The organism is Methylosinus sp. LW4 (assembly GCF_000379125.1).
Lineage (GTDB): Bacteria > Pseudomonadota > Alphaproteobacteria > Rhizobiales > Beijerinckiaceae > Methylosinus.
Window position 1 is genome coordinate 2,468,195 of the sequence record NZ_KB900626.1, and the last position, 17,899, is coordinate 2,486,093.

Annotated in this window: 19 protein-coding genes and 1 tRNA gene; 10 read left to right on the forward strand and 10 right to left on the reverse strand. The window is 62.0% G+C overall.

Annotated features, from left to right (window positions below; genetic code table 11):
* Positions 1–32 precede the first annotated feature (32 nt).
* From METLW4_RS0112380 to METLW4_RS0112405, 6 genes are all read left to right on the forward strand, one after another.
* On the forward strand, positions 33–1,157 hold the full coding sequence (locus METLW4_RS0112380) for an acyltransferase family protein (protein WP_018266533.1): 1,125 nt from the start codon (positions 33–35) through the stop codon (positions 1,155–1,157).
* Positions 1,158–1,302: 145 nt separating this feature from the next.
* A complete protein-coding gene (locus METLW4_RS26525; protein WP_018266534.1) occupies positions 1,303–2,322 on the forward strand; it encodes a hypothetical protein in 1,020 nt (339 codons plus the stop codon).
* A 5-nt stretch (positions 2,323–2,327) separates the two neighbouring features.
* A complete protein-coding gene (locus METLW4_RS28775; protein WP_256377841.1) occupies positions 2,328–2,456 on the forward strand; it encodes a hypothetical protein in 129 nt (42 codons plus the stop codon).
* Between the two features lie 9 nt (positions 2,457–2,465).
* Positions 2,466–2,852 (forward strand): hypothetical protein, encoded by a 387-nt coding sequence (locus tag METLW4_RS0112395; RefSeq protein ID WP_018266536.1) that lies wholly within the window; start codon positions 2,466–2,468, stop codon positions 2,850–2,852.
* A 16-nt stretch (positions 2,853–2,868) separates the two neighbouring features.
* Entirely contained in the window at positions 2,869–3,084 is a 216-nt protein-coding gene (locus METLW4_RS24820; protein ID WP_018266537.1) for a hypothetical protein, read from the forward strand.
* 7 nt (positions 3,085–3,091) lie between these two features.
* Positions 3,092–3,448 (forward strand): hypothetical protein, encoded by a 357-nt coding sequence (locus METLW4_RS0112405; protein ID WP_018266538.1) that lies wholly within the window; start codon positions 3,092–3,094, stop codon positions 3,446–3,448.
* Between the two features lie 628 nt (positions 3,449–4,076).
* On the opposite strand, the gene METLW4_RS0112415 is transcribed toward METLW4_RS0112405, so the two are convergent.
* Positions 4,077–4,295 carry a hypothetical protein gene (locus METLW4_RS0112415; RefSeq protein WP_157235100.1) on the reverse strand — a complete coding sequence of 73 codons (219 nt, stop codon included), beginning with the start codon at positions 4,293–4,295 and terminating at the stop codon, positions 4,077–4,079.
* Entirely contained in the window at positions 4,292–4,855 is a 564-nt protein-coding gene (locus METLW4_RS0112420) for a GNAT family N-acetyltransferase (protein ID WP_026191463.1), read from the reverse strand. The genes METLW4_RS0112415 and METLW4_RS0112420 overlap by 4 nt, the downstream gene beginning before the upstream one ends.
* A gap of 120 nt (positions 4,856–4,975) precedes the next feature.
* On the opposite strand from METLW4_RS0112420, the gene METLW4_RS0112425 reads away from it, so the two are divergent.
* Positions 4,976–5,203 carry a hypothetical protein gene (locus METLW4_RS0112425; RefSeq protein WP_018266542.1) on the forward strand — a complete coding sequence of 76 codons (228 nt, stop codon included), beginning with the start codon at positions 4,976–4,978 and terminating at the stop codon, positions 5,201–5,203.
* A gap of 2 nt (positions 5,204–5,205) precedes the next feature.
* Here METLW4_RS0112425 and METLW4_RS0112430 read toward each other — a convergent pair whose 3' ends face one another.
* On the reverse strand, positions 5,206–6,225 hold the full coding sequence (locus METLW4_RS0112430; protein WP_018266543.1) for a LysR family transcriptional regulator: 1,020 nt from the start codon (positions 6,223–6,225) through the stop codon (positions 5,206–5,208).
* A 205-nt stretch (positions 6,226–6,430) separates the two neighbouring features.
* Positions 6,431–6,688: a hypothetical protein gene (locus tag METLW4_RS0112435; protein WP_018266544.1), complete on the reverse strand. Its 258-nt coding sequence runs from the start codon at positions 6,686–6,688 to the stop codon at positions 6,431–6,433.
* 154 nt (positions 6,689–6,842) lie between these two features.
* Between METLW4_RS0112435 and METLW4_RS0112440 the strand changes: the two genes are divergently transcribed.
* The gene (locus METLW4_RS0112440) at positions 6,843–7,775 is read left to right on the forward strand and encodes a S1/P1 nuclease (RefSeq protein ID WP_245258447.1); all 933 of its coding nucleotides are present in this window, start codon (positions 6,843–6,845) and stop codon (positions 7,773–7,775) included.
* Positions 7,776–7,812: 37 nt separating this feature from the next.
* Here METLW4_RS0112440 and METLW4_RS0112445 read toward each other — a convergent pair whose 3' ends face one another.
* Together METLW4_RS0112445 and METLW4_RS0112450 are read right to left on the reverse strand one after the other, a co-directional pair.
* Positions 7,813–9,996, reverse strand: coding sequence for a hypothetical protein (locus tag METLW4_RS0112445; protein WP_018266546.1), 2,184 nt, complete (start codon positions 9,994–9,996; stop codon positions 7,813–7,815).
* Positions 9,997–10,346: 350 nt separating this feature from the next.
* Complete coding sequence (locus METLW4_RS0112450; RefSeq protein ID WP_018266547.1) at positions 10,347–11,498, reverse strand: site-specific DNA-methyltransferase; 1,152 nt, start codon at positions 11,496–11,498, stop codon at positions 10,347–10,349.
* A 121-nt stretch (positions 11,499–11,619) separates the two neighbouring features.
* Here METLW4_RS0112450 and METLW4_RS26530 point away from each other — a divergent pair, with 121 nt between their 5' ends.
* Positions 11,620–12,990, forward strand: coding sequence for a DNA adenine methylase (locus METLW4_RS26530; RefSeq protein WP_083919269.1), 1,371 nt, complete (start codon positions 11,620–11,622; stop codon positions 12,988–12,990).
* Here METLW4_RS26530 and METLW4_RS0112460 read toward each other — a convergent pair.
* Together METLW4_RS0112460 and METLW4_RS0112465 are read right to left on the reverse strand one after the other, a co-directional pair.
* Positions 12,987–14,054 carry a phospholipase D family protein gene (locus METLW4_RS0112460; protein ID WP_018266549.1) on the reverse strand — a complete coding sequence of 356 codons (1,068 nt, stop codon included), beginning with the start codon at positions 14,052–14,054 and terminating at the stop codon, positions 12,987–12,989. The two genes, METLW4_RS26530 and METLW4_RS0112460, sit on opposite strands and share 4 nt — an antisense overlap.
* 398 nt (positions 14,055–14,452) lie before the next feature.
* A tRNA-Ser gene (locus METLW4_RS0112465) sits at positions 14,453–14,542 on the reverse strand.
* 174 nt (positions 14,543–14,716) lie between these two features.
* Between METLW4_RS0112465 and METLW4_RS0112470 the strand changes: the two genes are divergently transcribed.
* Positions 14,717–15,499, forward strand: a complete 783-nt coding sequence (locus tag METLW4_RS0112470) for a HesA/MoeB/ThiF family protein (RefSeq protein WP_018266550.1) — start codon at positions 14,717–14,719, stop codon at positions 15,497–15,499.
* Here the strand turns inward: METLW4_RS0112470 and METLW4_RS0112475 are convergent.
* Positions 15,483–15,833: a RidA family protein gene (locus METLW4_RS0112475; RefSeq protein ID WP_018266551.1), complete on the reverse strand. Its 351-nt coding sequence runs from the start codon at positions 15,831–15,833 to the stop codon at positions 15,483–15,485. The genes METLW4_RS0112470 and METLW4_RS0112475 overlap by 17 nt on opposite strands.
* A 484-nt stretch (positions 15,834–16,317) precedes the next feature.
* Complete coding sequence (locus tag METLW4_RS0112480) at positions 16,318–17,853, reverse strand: acyl-CoA carboxylase subunit beta (RefSeq protein WP_018266552.1); 1,536 nt, start codon at positions 17,851–17,853, stop codon at positions 16,318–16,320.
* Positions 17,854–17,899 lie beyond the last annotated feature (46 nt).

The window sequence follows — 17,899 nt, forward strand, 5'->3', positions numbered from 1 at the left end:
GCCCCGACTTCGCATTTCATCGAAGGAAGTTCATGAGCGGGCCGAGCGGCGCGGCAGAGCGCCTGGAATATATCGACGCACTGCGCGGCTATGCCCTCTTGGGAGTGATCGCGGTCCATGTGAGCCAGGCCGTCATCGGCTTCACCGGCCCACTGCAAGCGCTCGCGAGCAGCGGACGATACGGGGTCCAGCTCTTCTTCGTTGTCAGCGGATTCGCCATGATGGCGTCATGGGAGGCCCGGCGCGATGGCGTTCGCGCATTCTATGTGCGGAGACTTTTCCGAATTGCGCCAATGTTTTGGCTCGCCATCGTCGCCTACCTCGGGATCTACGGCCTGCGCCCGAGATATTGGGCGCCCGATGGCGTTTCATGGGGCGACGTTCTGTCGACAGTGGCCTTTGTGCATGGCGCGGCCCCGCAAACGGTCAATAGCGTGGTGCCTGGCGGGTGGTCGATCGCGGCGGAGATGGCCTTCTACGCCATTTTCCCGTTCGTCGCGCCTTGCCTGAAATCGCTCGCCTCGACCGCCCTGGCCTTCGCAGCGGCCATTGGAGTGGCCTTCTGGTTTCGGGCCTACGTCGGCTCCGAAGGCGGTGATTATCTGTTGGAATCCTTCACCTACTTCGCATTCCCGAGCCAGCTGCCGGCTTTCTTGATCGGCGCCGCCGCCTATCGAGCATTGCAGGAATGCGTCACCCCAAGGGCGGCTGGCGTCGCCTGCGTGATCGGCTCCGCATGTTGCGTGTTCGGCATGCCCCTGACGGAAGACTTCTTCGGGCGCCACTTCATCTACGCCGCGGCCTTCGGCGCTCTGGTCGTCGGGCTCGGCAGCGGCGCCGCGAAGGCAATAGCAAACAGGCCCATGGCATGGCTCGGCAAGGTCTCCTACGGAGGGTATCTCTGGCACTTCGCCATTATCGAGGCAGCGATCAAAGTGAATAACGCGATCTGCAAGCTTCGCGGCGACGCCTGCAGCGTAAAACTCATGGACGATAATTTATCGTTCGTTCTGATGTTCTGCGCAGTCTTGGCGGTGACAGCGGCGCTCGCCGCCGTCACGTATCACGCCATCGAACGGCCCATGATCGCCAAAGGACGGCGTCTCGCCCAGCGTTGGCAACGCCGCGCGAAGGCAGCTGTCGCTGCGACGGCGTAGCAGCTCCATCATCTCACAGTCGTCGGCGACCTCCGAGCTCGGCTAAGCCGCGTATAGACCAGCGCTTTCCTGACATTACAGCATCGCGCCCGCGATTCTCGCGGCGCTTTCGCGCGCCCATGCGCGCTCTTCCCAGAGGTGGATAATGACCGATTGGAACGCCGTCATCCGCGCGACCGCAGACCCGCGCGCGAAGAAGAAGCCGGACGCCGCAATCATCGGCATGATCGCGGATCATGCGGACGATCAATTCCCGACGTGGGGCTTCACGACGATCCGGCGCCAGGCCGCACTGCTCGCGCATATTTGCGTCGAGACCGCGAATTTCACGACGCTCGAGGAAAATCTGAATTACTCGGCCGAGCGGCTACATGAGGTCTGGTCGAAGCGCTTTCCGACTGTCGAAAGCGCGGCGCTCTTCGCGCACAATCCGCGCGCGCTGGCGAACAAGGTCTATGGCGGCAGAATGGGCAATCGCGCCGGCACGGATGACGGATGGCTCAACCGTGGAAAGGGCCTCTTGCAGTCGACGGGCCACGACAATGCCGTCGAGCTGGGAAAGAAGCTTGGCGTCTCGCCCGAAGTCGCGAGTGCCTGGCTGATGCATCCAGATCACGCGCTCGAATGCGCGTGCGCTCTCTTTGTGCTGCTCGGCGCCATGCCGGCAGCGGATAGCGGCGATGTCGTCGTGCAAACGAAGCGCATCAATAACGGCAAAAATGGATTGGTCGATCGCCAAGCCGCCGCGCGCCGCGCGCTGCGCGCTCTGACGCGTGAGACGTCGCGCGCCACGGCGGCGCAGGATAGCGTCGAGCCAGCGGAGCCCCCGGCTTCGGTGCGCGACCTTCGCGCGGCCGGCTCGCGCACGATCAAGGGCGCCGATCAGGCGCAGCAAGGCGTCGCCGGCGCAATGGTCTCCGTCGCCGGCGCCACGGCCGCTCTGTCGCAGATCAAGGATGTCGCCGACCAGGCGCAAGAGGCCGCGACGGCCGTGCAGAGCGGCGTCTCCGCCCTAGAGGCGCTGCGCGATTATTGGCCGCTGCTCGCCGTCGTCGGCCTTTCCGCCGCCGCCGCCTATTTCGTCTGGCGCGCCTGGCGCGGCGCGTCGCTCGTCAAAGCCGCGCGCGTCGACGACGCGGCGTTCGGCCTCAATATCGGGAGGTGAGCGCCATGCTCGAGATCATCAAAACGGCCGCGGAAGTCGTTGGAGCATCCGTTGCGATCGGGCTCGCCGTCGGCATAGGCGCCCCGTTGCTCTACGCCGGCTGGCTCGCCATTCGCCGCAAGTCGATCAACTGAGGGCGCGCCATGCCGATCTTCGCCCTCCTCCCCATGCTGGTGAAGGGCGCGCTCGACGCGCTCTTCGCCGCTGTCCGCACGCCGATCGGCGCGGCCGCCGTCGCCGCCGGCCTCACTTGGCTCGTCATCGGCCATAATGAGCGCGCCGCCTACTCGGCGCGCGCGGAAGCGCTGCGCCTCGAGCTCCAACGCGCGGCCGACGCCGAGCATGCGCGGCGCGAATCGGCGATCGGCGCGGCCGACGCCGCAGGCCGCGCCGAATCGAACGCCCTCGCCCGCAAAAATCTCGATCTCGAAATCCAACTGAAGGAAGCCGTCGATGCGTCCGCCGCTCTCGATCGTAGCCCTTGCCTTACTCGCGACAGCGTCATGCGCCTCGAAAGACTCGCCCGATAGCAGCCTGACCGAGCCGGTGCGCGAGCTGGCGCGCGCCGAGGCACCCGGCGATCTCGATAAGCCGTGCGAGAAACCCTCGCCGCTGCCGCCACGCGCGCTCGCCGCCGGCGAGGTCGAGCGGCTGTGGGGCCGTGATCGCGTCGCGCTGACTAGCTGCGGCGAGCGCCACGCTGCGAATGTGCGCTGGCGGCACGCCAGAGACGCAGGGCTCGCCGGCATGGCGAGAAAGTGAGGGCGACATGTCCGAGCCAGACACCTATCACGTCGCACCGCTCGTCGGCTCCATGGCCGGCGCCGGGGTAAGCGCTCTGCTGCTCAATGGCCCTTGGCCCCTACGCCTCGTCGCGGGACTCGCAGGCGGCGCTTTCAGCTTCGTCGGCACCCCGATCTTCTCGCCGCTCGTGAGCGCTGGGGTGTCCTGGCTCTATCGGCAGGTCGGCGTCGATCCCGCCCTCGTACCCGCGGACGCTGTCCCGGGCCTTACAGGTTTTGTTCTCGGGCTGACTGGTATCGATTTTTGCCGCTGGCTCATCGAGCGCACAAAGTTCGGCTTGTCGATCATGAAGATCCCTTGGCGAAAGCCCGACCCATCCTGAACTACGTAAGCTTTCTTGTCCGCCCCAACAGTGAAACTGGTGGGGCGGCTTGCTTTTTTAAGATCGCTGTGGATTGCTGCCGATCAGGAATTCTCGCTGAGCCGCGCTATAGTATCATAGGTCATGCATACAGACAGCTTAGACCCAGAGGACGCGCTCATCACCGCCCTGACATTCACCCTCACACTGCTACGACAAGATCGGATTTCGTTTGTTGTCGCGCGCCGCGGGCTTATTCATATCGAACGGGACCTCATCCAACGGTTTCCGGGCTTTGAAACTCAGATTCCTGATGTCGTCAGAAAGTGGCGTTTCAATCGGACCTCGCAGAATTCCAATGCTCTCCGCTGATCGTTTGGAGCGTAGCGCGTCTACTTTCCCGCATGAGAATCGTCACTTTTGATGATCGCTCCGCATTGAACGCACTGCGAAGTCAAGTCGGCGCGAGCACGCAGGAGCGATCTAGCAGCTTCGATAAAGTAAGATGCTGCCTGGTCTATCCTCTCGACCTCGGGCTTTATGTAATCTAGCATGCTCAATATCGGCTTTATCCCAGAGTCGTCATTCACATTTTTACCTGGCTTTGCATGCCGCACCATTCTCGTCGCCTCCACTCAACTGTTACGCTTTATGCGTTACGCTCGTCTGCTTCAGTCGTAGAATTTCGCAAATTGTCGGAAATACGAATGTAGGTCAGGCCCAAGTCCATGAAGAATGTAGCCAGGATCGGCGCCGGCTCTTCCTTCAATAGTCGCTCGATCATTTTGACATGAATTGTCGTTAGTTCCTGCAAAAATTCTCGGTATAAATCATCCATCGTCTTGTCTTCTTGTAGTTTTTCGTTCAAGTCCGGCTCTCGTATTGAGAAGGGGTGTCCCATCTTCCTTCGACCCTGAAGAGAACCGCGATGCTCGCTTGATCCGAGACAGGCCGGGGGTGCGGATCGAGATATTTCACCAGCTCGAGATAGGGCTCGGCCTCCCCTTCGAAGCGCATGGGCTCCTTGTCCGCGACCGGCTCGAAGCCCAGAACGCTGCGCCACATTCGCGCGTATTTCGGCTTCGCATGGGTGACCAGACGCTCGTAGCCCTTCTGCGCGACATGATCGAATATGAACCGAGAGCAATATTGCAGGACTCGCGGACCGCGATGCTCCTTTCGGAAGCAGGTGCGCTCCATTTTTGCGAAGTCCCGAAACCACCTCAGACGCGCGGTTCCGATCGGTTCGTCATTGGCGTAGGCGATCACATGCGTCGCCTGATAATCGTTGCCATCGAACGTCTGACGCGCCGGAACGCCGTGCTCCTCCATGAAGCAAATGCTGCGAACGGCAAAAGCGTGGAGGAGTTGTTCATACTCGGTTATAACTTCGACCCGAATGTGGTTGTAAGAGCCAGTGTCCGCCATGTCCTAAGCCCCAGAAAGTGTGAGCTAAACTTCATGGCCGATAGTGGATGAATGCGAAAAGTCCTGGAACAGTGCTTATTTTCATCGGTTGTTCAAAAACGTTCGAACAAGGCGGGAAAAATGGCAGACGACAAACACCCGACGACGCCGGACCAGGAGCGCACGCTGCTCGCTGACCTGTGCAATGAGGCCGTCGCTCTCTACGGCCCGGATTGGGAGGCGATTCAGCGGCATGTATCTGACCGCCTCAGCGGGATGGACGCGCTCGAACGGACTTACCTGATGGAAAAAGTCGAGCGGATTTTGGAATTTAGCGCACTGGATCGTTCCCAAAATGGAATGCACTGACGTCATTCGTCGATATTGAATAGCAATCGGAAACCATGGTCATAGGCCGATGGCCTCGCGTTCAGCTCCAACTTTTTCCCGAACCATGGGTTGGTGGGTCCAAGAACAGATGAGAGCCAATCAAAAACGAGACGCACGGGACGTGAATCGAGTCGCTGACGCACGGCGATCAAATACATCGGCACCGAAATCCGAGCATCGAGGTTCAATGGAACGGAACTCGGCTCGAGAACCGTATAGCTCGCAAGCAGTCCTATCCCCATCCCTGATTTGACCAGCATGCCGTAGGCGAACGGATGATCGCAGAAGTGTGCGATCGTGCCGCGCTCGCAAAGGTCGAGCCAGCTATCCCAGAGACCAGTTCTCGCCGAGTAGAAATCCGATTGGATGAACCGGTGACTTGAGATGTTTTCTTGCGTCGGCAATCCGAAATTTCGAATGTAGGTTTTTGCGGCGATCGGAATAAAGTGCAAATTTCCGAGCGGCTGAAGCGCCAAATCCCCCGTGTCCACGCTTTTGAAGCCGACCATCATGTCCGTCTGATTTTCCTTCAGATCCGTGATGTTGAACGGCGTCTTCAGATGGACCTGAATTTTAGGATGCTCTCGGGAGAACGCCTCTAAGCTGGGCGCCAAAAAAATCGAGCTGAGAGCGTCCGTAATGCTGATGCGAACGACGCCTTCTATTTCCCCCGCTTTTGATTTGATGCCGCTGCTGAGCGCGAAGAGCTGCTGGTCTAATTTGCAGACCGACTGGGCGAGCAACTCCCCCTTTTCGGTGAAAATCAAGCCGTGCTTCGTCGGCACGACCAACTGCGACCCCATGAGGTCTTGCAATCGCTTGACCTGCCGGCTGACCGTGGGGTGGCTCATCCCGAGCATTTCGGCCGCGCGGTTGAACGAGCGCGCCTTCGCGACGGCCAGGAACACGCGCAGCTCGCCCCAAAACTGGCCGCTCAGAATATCCTGATCCTCCATCGCCTTACGATGGAGGGATTTCTGGTCGGACGTAAACGGTTCCATGTCACAACCCGCGCGCCGCGCAGGGAAGTCCCCACGGCATTTGCCTGAGGCTTAACGATTGCAGCAAAAATGTGTCGAGTCGAGATTTTTGTGTTATGAGAATGTCTTACAGCGGCGGTCTAGGTTAATTTTCCCGAGTGGCTCGCGCTGGCTTCCCGGATGTTCGCGCTCGAATCTCTCTTTCAATCAATCGCCACCGCGCCGCTCACGAGCCGTCCGAGGACTCCGGTGATTTCGGCTGACGGCTCGGCGCAATGGGCGTTGAAAAATAGAAGTGCTGCCCGGTGAGCATCAGCGCTAGGGCGTCTATCGCCGCAATGACAGTCTCCCCCGCGTAATAGAGCGGGCCGCCGACCCGCATCCGGGTCTGCTCCCGAATGACCGCCTCGCGGCATGCTCGCAGCTCCTCGAGGAGGCGCGGCTTGTCGACGAAGGCGTCAGATCGGGAAGTCCGGCGGACCATGCGGCATCTCCGTTGTTCTTTTTTTGTTCTTACGCTATGAGACGGCCGGAAGGAAGCCCAAGGCGCTCCGAACGGCCGGCACGCTGAGCGGTCATCCGCCTGTCGCGGAATGCCGGCATCGGTGACGGAGCGTACGTTTCAGTAGGAAATGATCATGATGAAGACATTGCTTCGCACCGCCTCAGCCGTCGCGCTCCTCGCTCTGTCGACGACCACTGCCCGCGCCTGGTGGGACATGGGCCATATGACCGTCGCAGCGGTCGCCTATGATCGCCTGACGCCCGCCGCGCGAGCGCGCGCTGCCGCACTCCTGCGGCTCAATCCGAATTTCGACAATTGGGTGCGCGGCGTGCCGGCGGCGGAACAGGATCGCGCCGCCTTCGTCCATGCCGCGACCTGGGCCGACGACATCAAGCGGAGCAACAACTACCAGCGGGGCTCGATCGCGCAGGACGGCACCGACGCGACGGCGAACGTCGGCTATTCCGACCACCTTGTCCACGACTACTGGCACTATGTCGACCTGCCGTTCTCGTCCGACGGCACGCCTGGCGAATCGCCTCGGGCGCCGAACGCGCTGACGCAGATCGAGGCGTTCCGTCAGACCCTCGCGTCCAATTCGGCGAGTGACGACGTGAAGTCCTACGATCTCGCGTGGCTGCTCCATCTGGTCGGCGATGTTCACCAGCCGCTGCACGCGACATCGCGGTTCTCGCGCGGCATGCCGAAGGGCGATCAGGGCGGCAATAAGGAGACGGTGTGCCTCGCGTTCACATGCGGGGCGAAGCTGCATGCTTATTGGGATGGCCTGCTCGGCGATCGCGGCGGCCCGTCGGATGCCGAGGCCCTCGCGGCCACCCTGCCCTTGCCCGATGCTACTGCAGCAGCGGTCGAGGATCCGGCGACCTGGGTGAAAGAGAGCGAGCAGTTGGCGGAGCAGGCGGTCTATATCGGGCCAATCGGCGACGGTGCAGGGCCATTCGCCCTGACCGACGCCTATCAGGCCGACGCCAAGCGGATCGCGGAGCAGCAGGTCGCCCTCGCGGGCGCCAGGCTGGCGCGTCTCATCAACGCAAGGCTGCGGTAGGCTCCTCGAACGAGCTTTTCGGTCTCGGCGCCATCGCTCACCGAGCCTCGTGCGTCCGCCGCAAGGAGCGCACGGCTTCGATCAGACGAGACGCGCGCCCTGCAAGACGTTCGGCCTGCTCGTCCTGCAGCCGACGGCCCTGGAATGCGGCGCCGTCGAGCGCGGTCTTGATTTCGAGCGCAAGAGCATCGCGATCCGCCGTCAGTCGCTGAAGGATCGAGAGAAAGGCGGCGTAGGACGCGTCATCGCCGTTGATCGCCCGCGTCGCGACGGCGAGCGACGCTTTGCCGAGCGCGCCGAGAGGGGCGTTGAGCTGCTTGTACACCCGCGCTAGGTGAGCATAGCCTTCGCCCGACTCGCCTCGCAGCGTACGAGACAGCGCATGCGGCTCGATCGCCTCGACGATGACGCGCCCGTCATGCACGTAGTCGTCGGAGAGACCGACCAGCGTCATCAGAGTCGGGCGCAGGTCGGTATGGTCGGTGAACACCGCATCGTTGCGGCCGCCCTTCTTCAGCCCAGGGCCGGCGAGGCCGAACCAGGTGCGCACGATGTCTTGCTGCACATCGCCGTGGTTCCAGGCGAAGCCGCTGTTCTGGAACACGCAGTCTGTCGGCTTGGTCGCGCAGTCACCAAGCGGCGCGAGCGGCAGGGAGCCCCTCGTCGTCTGGAAGAAATAATCCTCGGCGCCGAACAGGGTCAGCGTCGGATTACGCGCCTCGCTCGCCGTCAGCATATGCAGCAGCTTCATCTCTGCGCGATCGGCGACATAGGCTTCGAGCCGGTCGACTTGGCTTTCCTTGCCCGGCAGCGGATTGGCCCAAGTGAGCGCGGCGATCTGCTTCTCGAAGACACGCGTCAGCGGATCGGTCGGCGCCGGATTGCCATCCAGATAGACGACGGGCGCCGAATCGGAATGGACGAGGAAGGCCGAGGGGGCGGCGCCCGTCTCCGACAGAATGGTCGAGTCGAAATTGACCGTCAGCTCGCCGACGCTGCGCTTATTTGTGCCCGGATAGACGTAAGCACAGGGCGTCGTCACGCCATCGCAATTCGACGGCGTCGGCGTTCCGCCGACGAAATGGTCGTTCTCATCCGCGGTGACGAGGAAAATTGTGTTGGTCTCGTCGATGCCGTCGGCCTTCAAGCGCGCGAAGAATTTTCCGAAGGCGTCGTCATAGATCTTGTTCTGCTCGACATAGCCCTTCTCGCCTGGACCGAATGTCGGCGTCGAAGTGTCGGAGGAGATACCGCGCTGATCGTGGGTCGGCGCAATGTAGCCGTAGACCACTGGGACGCCGGCCTCGAGCAGGGTCGCGACAAATCCGAGAGTCTGCGAAACAGTCGGATTGAAGCCCGGAAAGCCCGGGTTGCCTTGAGAATCTGCGATGACATTTCCATCGAGGTCCTTGACCGGACCCGAGGGCGAAATCACCGGCTGCACATTGCTCGCGCCATAGAGCGCGCTGAAGCCTGCATAGCCGCCCGGCTCGTCCGACAGCACATCGGGGCCGCCGGCGCTGCAGCGCGAACTGCCCTGCGCGCAATGCACGGCGACGCCGAGCCAATTGGCGGCCGGAAGCGCTTTCGTCTTGGGATTGGACGAGGCGAGCTGCGCGACGACGGTCGAATATTGTGTCGACGAAGTTCCGAAAACGGTGGCGATATCGCCCGGCAGCGTCTCGAAATCGATGTCCGCAACCGAAAAGGCGCCGACGTCGCATCCCGCGCGGGTAAAAGCGACCCAGGGCGCCGGCGCGGTCTTGCCGTTGTCGGAGATCAGCACCGGCAGGCCGTCGGTGGCGTCCTTGGCAGTCCAATAGACGAAGTTCGAATGCGATCCTGTCGGATGGCCGCTTCCGTCGAAGACGCGATAGCTGTTGGAGACCGGAAGGCCGTTGCGATCGGGATAGAGACCGGTCATGCCCGTGACGAGATCGACGGCCGTGTGTGAGATGAGGCCCGTGTAGTGATTGCCGCTGACGACCCCGTTCTTGGCCAGGAAGTTCAACAGATTGGGCATCTGCTCGAGGTCCGAGGGAACATTCGGATTGTCGCGGCGCAGATGGACGTTGTCGAACTGGAGATGCACCACATGCTTGACGCCGCCGCCGAGCCGACAAACAGGTGCGGCGTGGGCCTGCGCGCCGAGCGAGACCGCAAAGAAGAGACCGAATAGGACAGACGAACCCGCCGCAAATCTAAAATGGATTTTTTGCATACTTCCACTCCCTGATAGGGTCGCGTCGGCGCCGGCCTTCGCGCTCCCGGCGGAATGGCTAACAAGAGGGAGTATCGAGGTCGCGACGAGCGAATGACGCCGTCATGACGCGATGGTGCGGCGAAGGAGGAGGAGCTCGCGTCGCGCAGCAGCAAGCGACGCTCGCGGGCGCGAGGCTTGCTGCGGTAGCCGTCTAGCTAGGAGGGCACCGGCGCCGTTCGAATTTCGGCTTTTGACCTATCCCGCCGTACTCGCCATTCCAATCAATAACCACTTTGCCTGTAGGCGCTCAGGTAAAACGCTAGCACCGTGTCCGCGTGACTTGGTGATGTCGGCAAGGAAGCCCTAACTCAGACGCGCGTGAGCTTCGACCGATGGGAGTAAAAGGCACAGCTGCCACCGCCCTTCCACCCGACCAGGGCGCTGATGCCGCCCGCCTCGCCGTCGCGAACGGCCCGAAGTCTATTCACGCAGTGGGTGGCAATATGAGGCCCCTGCTCGATGCCCAGAAAGTTGCGCCCCATCTTCATGGCGACCGACGCCGTGGTCCCGGAGCCCAAATAGGCGTCGAGGATAAGGTCTCCCGGGTTGCTAGCGATGTGGAGTATGCGTTGCACCAGCCCCTCCGGCTTCGGCGTATCGAATACTGCCTCCTTCGTGAGAAGCGCCATCAGGTGCTTCTTCGCGGAGTCCGTGGTGCCGACCTCATCGGCCATCCACAGCGTCGAAGGGGCGACCCCGATCTTCGCCTCGCTCAAATACTTCTTAAGGCGCGGCACAGCATTCCCGTCGCGGCCGAAGTAGACGCGGCCGTCACGTATTTCGGCCTCCATCTTGGGCTTGTTGTAAACCCAGCAGCGCCCCTTCGGCGGGCAATGCAGTCGTCCGTTCGGCGCAACCAGCGTGTAGAATTGCGACTTCGTGGCGTGACCGTCCTGGACATTGGCGGACACCGACTGCCACGCGCCCCTCGGGTCGTTGTCGGGGTTCTTGTAACGGTCGAGGATTTCCGGTGGCGCGGCCAGCAGATTCCTCGAACGCTTGAACGCCTCTGCACTCCTCGCGAAGCACAGGATGTACTCATGGTTCGTGGAGAACGGCCTACGGTTCTCCCTGGTCTTGCGGTGGTTCCAAACCACAGAAGAGATAAAGTTCTCGGACCCGAACACATCGTCACCGATCTGCCTGAGGTTGTGCAGCTCACTGTCGTCGATCGAGACCCAGAGGGACCCGTCAACTGTCAAAGTCTCCCTCAGCATCTTCATGCGATGAATCATGCGGTCCAGCCAGACGCGCCGACCGAGCCGGTCATCGTAGTGCCGGTACACCTCGGCATTGTTGTACGGCGGGTCTATGTAAATGCACTTCACGCGTCCCTTGATCGCGGCACCAAGAGAGTCGAGGACCGCGAGGTTTTCGCCGTGGACGATGGCATTGCCCGTCTGGACCTCTCCGATGCACAGCTTTGCCTCGCGGGTGAAGCCGTTGCTCTCGTCCATCATGCGCGGGAGCGCGCCTGGTGCTGCAGAAGTTCGTAACTTGCTTCTCATAGCCCTCACGGTGTCTTGTCGTCGCGGAGGCCGTCGACTGATTCGAGTCTAGGGCTAAAAGGGTAGCAAAGTCTTGCCGAAAAACAGGGCGGTAAAAGCGCGCAATGGGGAGGCTGAATGGTTCGGCGACGCGGCGTCTAGCTACGTCTTCCGACCGATCCACTATCTCGGAAGCAAGCTACGAGTCCTGACAGCCATAGAGCGAGCCGTCGACCGCGTCGACCCGTCGGGCGGCCCGGTTTGCGACCTTTTCTCCGGATCGGCGACCGTGTCCCGGTACCTATCGCAACGCCGTCGAGTTATGGCGGTGGACATCCAGGAATACGCACGAGTGCTCGCGGAAGCCGTCCTGAATGGCGACCCGACCTGGTCCATGGCGTCGGTCGAGACCGCGCTGGACCACGATCGGCGCGGAACGATACTCCGCCGAGCAGTCGATCCGCTTATCAAGCTGGAGAATGAGGCAGCCCTGGACGCGTTACGCGGCAACGTCGAGCCACTGTGTGAGCTCCTTGAACTGGGCAACCTTGCAAGCCTGAGTGGCGATGAGCTGGCCGCGGGTTCGCTACTCGTCGGCGCCGCGCGCGAGACGAGGACCAGGATCGAAGCAATTGGGCTACCAGGTGCCGACACCGTGTGCGTTCGACACTTCGGCGGCCAATACTTCAGCTACGCGCAAGCTGCCGAGCTGGACGCCATCGCTAACCTCGCGCGTGATAGCCAAAGCTCGGTTCTGCTGGCTGCCACTCTGAGCACCGCGAGCCACCTGGTAAACTCGATCGGCAAACAGTTCGCCCAACCGATACGGCCCAGAGACAAGTCCGGCATACCGAAGCGCCACGTAGTCAAGAAGATTATCGCGGAGCGCGGGCTCTCGGCTCGGTCGGTTTTCTTGGGCTACCTGCGGCAGTACCGCGGGCTTGCGGTCACTAGGCGCGACCACGCTACCGTCCGAGCAGACTTCCGAGAGGCGCTCGCTAGGCCAGCGCTCAAGCCGTCGGTAGTCTACGCGGACCCGCCATATACGCGCGATCACTACAGCCGCTTCTATCACAGCCTCGAGACCCTATCTCTTGGCGACGATCCCAACATTACGAAGAGCAACCTCGGCAACGGCGACGTCCAGAGTCGCGGTGGTTACCGAGAGGGACGACACCAATCGCCATTCTGCATTAAGTCCGAGGCTCCGGCAGCATTCTCGGCGCTTTTCGCCGGCGTAGCCGCACTTCGGGTGCCGCTCGTCCTCTCGTACTCCGGATACGACCCAATCGTGGAGGCTCGGCCGCGGGTCATGGCCCTCGAGGCGGTCATCAGCCTCGCGAGGCAGCATTTCAACGATGTCCGGATAGAACAGCTGGCGAGCCTGGAGCATATGAAGCTCAACACGACGTCGTTGAACAAGGCTGCGAAAGGCACAACCGAGGTACTGCTGCTCTGCCGCTAGTGGAGAAGAAGGGGGTTGTCAGCCCAGGCAGCTTGGACGTCGCTCTGCGTCACGACAACTCTGCGCTTCGAATTGCCGGAGACGAAGTAGTTGTCGTTCAAGAACTTCTGTACGCTCTCGTGACCTACCTCGCCCGGCTTCAGAAGCACGTACCTGTACTCGGACTTTCCAATTCGCTCGAACACCAGGATGAAGTGATCGTTGGCTGGATGCGATAGCCCACTCAGCGCCTCGACCTCAAAGCGGTAGTTGCTGCTCTTCACTGCCACCGCATGCCGGTGCTCCGGGGCCGCAAGCGAGCCGTCCGGCATGACCTGATAGAAGGTGACTTCCCGCGGCTTGCCGATCGTGACCCCAAAGAAGCCCTGGTAAGTGTCGATCCCGAAATCAGCCTGGCCGGGCCGGTTCTTCGGCACCTCTGCGATCAAGAACGGGTTCAACGAGGCGGCCTCGGCTGCTCCCTCCTCCAGCGCAGCAAGCGCCTCGGCATCAGTCTCCTTCACCGCCTTCTGAATCTTCGCCCTCGTCTTTGCGTTGAGCGCCGCCTGCGCAATGACTCGCGGGTCATCAGCCGGAAGGAGATTGTCCTTGTGGTCGGCCACCCACTGGGCCCACTGAGCCTCAAGTGCGGCCGCGTCATGGACAGATACGTCCGCCTTCCAGAACGCTTCCCAGTTATTGCGAAGGCCGCCGAGGGTAAGGTTACCCGAGCCCGTGAGGCACCGCCCACCTGCTGGCCTTTTAAAGAAAATCGTCTTGGGATGATAAAGAACGCCACCCTTCGGATTGTAGAAAAGCGAAATAGACGCATTCGGAAGCGCGACCTTCGCGGCCTTGAGCGCGGCGACCGCTGCCGTGTCGGTGATAGCGTCAAGCCCGATTACCAACTGAAACTCTCCAGCACTCAATAGCTTACGAACAGGTGGCTCAGCGAGGGCTGTATCGATACCCGTAGAGGTTGCGAACGCGAACGCGGCGAAGCCGCCTGTGGCTCCAGTGGCAGCGGCGACAAGCGCGTCGTGAAGGGTCTTTTTGCCTCCGGGGACTTGAAGAGTCAGCGTCATGCAACGGCCTCGAAGCTAGCTCCTGTCCGCTGCCACTTCTCGGGGCCGCACGCACCATTCATGTGAGCGTCCACTTTCGTACCTCAGTCCCAACCGCGAATCGGTCGAAGGCTAGAGGCGCAGCCTGGTCCGTGCAAGGCTAAAGGATCCCGCAGTGCGGAGTTCATTGCCGCGTTCCCGACACGTCGTAAACCACCCACGCCTCTCAGGGGCGAGGCGTTAATCTAATAGCCACTTTAAAGCACTGGCCAAGCGCACTCTTTGACGCCGACAAGTCGATCAGGACGCATCGAACACCATAAGAACAAACTGTGCCGACTCTCGTGTCGAAGCGAACCGCTTCCGTTCACGCCGATTGCGCGGTATGCGGACGCAAAAATCGACGTAAGCCGTTGAACTGGCGGAAGGGGTGGGATTCGAACCCACGGTGAAGTTTCCCCCACGGCGGTTTTCAAGACCGCTGCCTTAAACCACTCGGCCACCCTTCCGAACCCGGAGCCGGACCGGACTCGCGGCGAAGCCTATCGCTTCTCTATGACCGCGCGTCAACCGGCCGCGCGTCTGGCGCGTCATCTTCTCCTCCGATTTCACGCTCGGCGCGAAACTGCTAAATACCAGGATGAGCACAGCCGCCGCGTGAGCTTCGGCGCAGGAAAAACGACATGAGCCTCTCGGCCGAAGAAATCGAGCGCTACGCTCGCCATATCGTTCTGCGCGAGGTCGGCGGGCCGGGCCAGCAGCGGCTGAAGAAAGCGCGCGTGCTGATCGTCGGCGCGGGCGGGCTCGGCGCGCCTTTGCTGCAATATCTCGCGGCGGGCGGCGTCGGCGCGCTGGGCATTGTCGATGACGACGAGGTCTCGCTGTCCAATCTGCAGCGGCAGGTGATCCATCACACCACCGCCGTCGGGCGGCTGAAGGTGGACAGCGCCAAGGACGCCATCCATCGGCTCAATCCGCATGTGCATGTCGAGTCCCATGCGCTGCGCCTCGGCGAGCAGAATGCGCGAGCGCTGATCGCGGATTACGACATTATCGCCGACGGCTCCGATAATTTTGCGACGCGCTATCTCGTCTCGGACGCCTGCTTCTATGAAAAAAAGCCGCTGGTCACAGCGGCGGTCGGCGGCTTCGACGCCTCGCTGACGACGCTGCGTCCCTTCGAGAACGATGCTGCGGGCCGGCCCAACCCGACCTTGCGCTGCCTCTTCCCCGCGCCGCCGCCGGCGGGCTCCGTGCCGAGCTGCGAGGAGGCCGGCGTGCTCGGCGCGCTCACCGGAATCGTCGGCGCGATGATGGCGCTGGAAGTGATCCGCGAGATCGTCGGCTTCGGCGAGGGGCTGGTCGGGCGTCTGCTGCTGATGGACGCCCGCTCCATGCGCTTCGAGACCCTGCGCTACGCCTATGATCCCGACAATCCGCTGACCGGCGTCACAGCGCCGCGATAATTGCGATCTCGACCTTGTAATCCGGCGTCACGAGCTTCGCCTCGACAGTGGCGCGGGCCGGCGGATTGCTCTTGTCGACCCAGACGTCCCAAACCGAATTCATCTCGGCGAAAGTGGCGATGTCGGCGAGATAGATCGTCGCCGAGAGAATCTTCGCCTTCTCGCTGCCGGCCTCCTGCAGAATCGTGTCGATGAGGCCGAGAATCTCGCGCGTCTGATCGGCGACCGCGCCGCCCTTTGCCGCCTCGGCCACCTGGCCCGCCGTATAGATCACGCCGCCATGAACGACGGCCTTGCTCATGCGCGCGCCGGCGCCGATCCGCTTGATGGACATTTTTGAGTTTCTCCGAAAGTTGCGAGTGGGCTCTGGGGGAGCTGCCGCGGCGGGGAGCCGCTTCATAGGCTGGAGCTATCTATCGAGTGAAAAGCTCTATCGTAGCTCTACATACACAAAGAGCGGGGACGGCCCTTGCCTCTCCCCACTCTTTGGTACCCGTCCTTTGACCGGACTCGTCGTTTGGCGCCATCCGCGAGAATAGTGTGGAGCGTCTCGCGAGACGTGCAGAGTTCCGGCGTCCTCCCCGACTTGGACCTCAGCCAGCGATTGGTCGAACGCATTCTGCGTTCATATGTTTTTAGCCAGCTCGGCGAAGGGGACATTATGACAGCCGTGGCGTTTTGTCACCCAAAAAAGCCTGCCGCTGGAATGAATTTGTGCGGAGGGCGCCCGCCTTCGGGGCAGGCTGTTCTCCGCTCGAGCGAAAAGGCGCGCCGACCCACCCTGGGAGCCGGCGCGCCCACCTACCTGAAGGGATAGGTCAGAGCGGGATATTGTCGTGCTTCTTCCAGGGGTTTTCCAATTCCTTGTGGCGCAGCAGGGCGAGCGCGCGGGCGATGCGCTTGCGCGTCGCGCTCGGCATGATGACCTCGTCGATATAGCCGCGCTCGGCGGCGACGAAGGGCGACAGGAAGCGGTCCTCATATTCCTTGGTGCGCTGGGCGATCTTCTCGGCGTCGCCGATATCGGCGCGGAAGATGATCTCGACGGCTCCCTTGGCGCCCATGACGGCGATCTGCGCCGAGGGCCAGGCGTAGTTGACGTCGCCGCGCAAATGCTTGGAGGCCATGACGTCATAGGCGCCGCCGAAGGCCTTGCGCGTGATGAGCGTCACTTTCGGCACAGTGGCCTCGGCATAGGCGAAGAGCAGCTTCGCGCCGTGCTTGATGAGGCCGCCATATTCCTGCGCCGTGCCCGGCAGGAAGCCCGGAACGTCGACGAAGGTGACGATCGGAATATTGAAGCAGTCGCAGAAGCGCACGAATCGCGCCGCCTTTTTGGAGGCGTCGATGTCGAGCACGCCGGCCAGCACCATGGGCTGATTGGCGACGAAGCCGACCGTGCGGCCCTCGATGCGGCCGAAGCCGACGACGATGTTCTTAGCGTGCGTCTCCTGAATCTCGAAGAAATCGCCCTCATCGGCGATCTTCGTGATCAGCTCCTTGATATCATAGGGCTTGTTCGGATTGTCGGGGACCAGGGTGTCGAGCGAGGCGTCCAGGCGCTCGGCCTCGTCGAAGCTCGGCCACTCCGGCGGCTCCTCCTTATTGGAGGAGGGCAGGAAATCGATGAGCCGGCGCATCTGCAGCAGCGCCTCGACGTCATTGTCGAAGGCCTTGTCGGCGATGGAGCTCTTGGTGGTGTGCACCGAGGCGCCGCCGAGCTCCTCGGCCGTCACCGTCTCATTGGTGACGGTCTTCACGACGTCCGGGCCGGTGACGAACATATAGCTCGTGTCGCGCACCATGAAGATGAAGTCGGTCATGGCCGGCGAATAGACGTCGCCGCCGGCGCAAGGACCCATGATGACGGAAATCTGCGGGATGACGCCCGAGGCCATCACATTGCGCTGGAACACCTCGCCATAACCGCCGAGCGCCGCGACGCCCTCCTGAATGCGCGCGCCGCCGGCGTCGAACAGGCCGATGATCGGCGCCCTGTTCTTCAGCGCCATATCCTGCAGCTTGGTGATCTTCTGCGCATGAGTCTCGGAGAGCGAGCCGCCGAAAACGGTGAAGTCCTTGGCGAAGACGAAGACGGCGCGGCCATTGACCGTGCCCCAGCCGGTGACGACGCCGTCGCCGGAAATTTTCTCGCCCTTGTCCATGCCGAAATCGGCGCAGCGATGTTCGACAAACATGTCGAACTCCTCGAAGGAGCCGTGATCGAGCAGCAGCTCGATACGCTCGCGCGCCGTGAGCTTGCCGCGCGCATGCTGCGCGTCGATGCGCTTGACGCCGCCGCCGAGACGCGCCGAGGCGCGCCGCTGCTCGAGACCTTCGATGATATGTTTCATGGAACGACCGATCCTGCAGGTTGAATGGATGCGCCGAGGAGTTCCC

Excerpts from the sequence above, each read along its gene's own strand:
- METLW4_RS0112435 (WP_018266544.1), bottom strand. The coding sequence starts at position 6,688 with ATGGTCCGCCGGACTTCCCGATCTGACGCCTTCGTCGACAAGCCGCGC.
- METLW4_RS0112425 (WP_018266542.1), top strand. The coding sequence starts at position 4,976 with ATGGCAGACGACAAACACCCGACGACGCCGGACCAGGAGCGCACGCTG.
- METLW4_RS0112445 (WP_018266546.1), bottom strand. The coding sequence starts at position 9,996 with ATGCAAAAAATCCATTTTAGATTTGCGGCGGGTTCGTCTGTCCTATTC.
- METLW4_RS28775 (WP_256377841.1), top strand. The coding sequence starts at position 2,328 with ATGCTCGAGATCATCAAAACGGCCGCGGAAGTCGTTGGAGCATCCGTT.
- METLW4_RS0112440 (WP_245258447.1), top strand. The coding sequence starts at position 6,843 with ATGATGAAGACATTGCTTCGCACCGCCTCAGCCGTCGCGCTCCTCGCT.
- METLW4_RS0112430 (WP_018266543.1), bottom strand. The coding sequence starts at position 6,225 with ATGGAACCGTTTACGTCCGACCAGAAATCCCTCCATCGTAAGGCGATG.
- METLW4_RS0112480 (WP_018266552.1), bottom strand. The coding sequence starts at position 17,853 with ATGAAACATATCATCGAAGGTCTCGAGCAGCGGCGCGCCTCGGCGCGT.
- METLW4_RS0112460 (WP_018266549.1), bottom strand. The coding sequence starts at position 14,054 with ATGACGCTGACTCTTCAAGTCCCCGGAGGCAAAAAGACCCTTCACGAC.
- METLW4_RS0112475 (WP_018266551.1), bottom strand. The coding sequence starts at position 15,833 with ATGTCCATCAAGCGGATCGGCGCCGGCGCGCGCATGAGCAAGGCCGTC.
- METLW4_RS26525 (WP_018266534.1), top strand. The coding sequence starts at position 1,303 with ATGACCGATTGGAACGCCGTCATCCGCGCGACCGCAGACCCGCGCGCG.
- METLW4_RS0112450 (WP_018266547.1), bottom strand. The coding sequence starts at position 11,498 with ATGATGGACGAGAGCAACGGCTTCACCCGCGAGGCAAAGCTGTGCATC.
- METLW4_RS0112380 (WP_018266533.1), top strand. The coding sequence starts at position 33 with ATGAGCGGGCCGAGCGGCGCGGCAGAGCGCCTGGAATATATCGACGCA.
- METLW4_RS0112395 (WP_018266536.1), top strand. The coding sequence starts at position 2,466 with ATGCCGATCTTCGCCCTCCTCCCCATGCTGGTGAAGGGCGCGCTCGAC.
- METLW4_RS0112470 (WP_018266550.1), top strand. The coding sequence starts at position 14,717 with ATGAGCCTCTCGGCCGAAGAAATCGAGCGCTACGCTCGCCATATCGTT.
- METLW4_RS0112405 (WP_018266538.1), top strand. The coding sequence starts at position 3,092 with ATGTCCGAGCCAGACACCTATCACGTCGCACCGCTCGTCGGCTCCATG.
- METLW4_RS0112420 (WP_026191463.1), bottom strand. The coding sequence starts at position 4,855 with ATGGCGGACACTGGCTCTTACAACCACATTCGGGTCGAAGTTATAACC.